The 1,169-nt window shown below is 66.6% G+C and carries 1 protein-coding gene; it reads right to left on the bottom strand.

Annotation, left to right across the window (positions count from 1 at the left end; translation table 11 throughout):
• On the bottom strand, window positions 1-1,167 hold a 1,167-nt coding region (locus AWB79_RS37895), incomplete at its 3' end, for an acetyl-CoA C-acetyltransferase (RefSeq protein WP_061172594.1).
• Window positions 1,168-1,169: the final 2 nt, after the last annotated feature.

Here is a 1,169-nt window from a genome sequence, read left to right as displayed (position 1 = left end):
CGCCAGCGCCACGCCCATGCCGCCGCCGATGCACAGCGAAGCGAGGCCCTTCTTCGCGTCGCGCTTCTGCATTTCGTGCAGCAGCGTGACGAGAATCCGGCAGCCCGACGCGCCGATCGGGTGACCGATCGCAATCGCGCCGCCGTTCACGTTGATCTTCGACTGATCCCAGCCCATCTGCTTGTGCACCGCCAGCGCCTGCGCCGCGAACGCCTCGTTGATTTCCATCAGGTCGAGATCGTTCACGCTCCAGCCCGCGCGCTCCAGACAGCGCTTCGACGCCGGCACCGGGCCCATGCCCATGATCTTCGGATCGACGCCCGCGTTCGCGTACGCCTTGATGCGCGCCAGCGGCGTGAGACCCAGCGCTTCGGCCTTCTTCGCCGACATCACGACGACCGCCGCCGCGCCGTCATTGATGCCCGATGCGTTCGCAGCCGTGACCGTGCCTTCCTTCGAGAACGCCGGCTTCAGGCCCGAGAGCGCTTCGGCCGTCACGCCGTGGCGCACGAATTCGTCGGTGTTGAACTGCAGCGGCTCGCCCTTGCGTTGCGGAATCGCGATCGGCACGATTTCGTCGTTGAAGCGGCCCGCCTTCTGCGCGGCTTCCGCCTTGTTCTGCGACAGCGCCGCAAACGCATCCTGCTGCTCGCGCGTGATGCCGAATTCCTTCGCGACGTTTTCCGCCGTCGTGCCCATGTGGTAGTTGTTATAGACGTCCCACAGGCCGTCGACGATCATCGTGTCGATCAGCTTGGCGTCGCCCATGCGGAAGCCGTCGCGCGAGCCCGGCAGCACGTGCGGCGCGGCGCTCATGTTTTCCTGACCGCCCGCGACGACGATCTCCGCATCGCCCGCGATGATCGCGTTCGCCGCCAGCATCACCGCCTTCAGGCCCGAGCCGCAGACCTTGTTGATCGTCATGCCGGGCACCATGTCGGGCAAACCAGCCTTGATCAGCGACTGGCGCGCCGGGTTCTGGCCCGAGCCTGCCGCGAGCACCTGGCCCAGAATGACCTCGCTCACCTGATCCGGCTTCACGCCCGCACGCTCCAGCACGGCCTTGATCACCGCAGCGCCCAGCTCGGGCGCCGCGATCTTCGCGAGCGAACCGCCAAACTTGCCTACCGCCGTACGCGCGGCCGATACGATCACTACGTCAGTCATTT

The sequence above is a fragment of the Caballeronia hypogeia genome, from assembly GCF_001544875.2.
Lineage (GTDB): Bacteria > Pseudomonadota > Gammaproteobacteria > Burkholderiales > Burkholderiaceae > Caballeronia > Caballeronia hypogeia.
The sequence above is the reverse complement of the archived record's forward strand: the minus strand, read 5'-3'. Positions and strand labels throughout refer to the sequence as shown.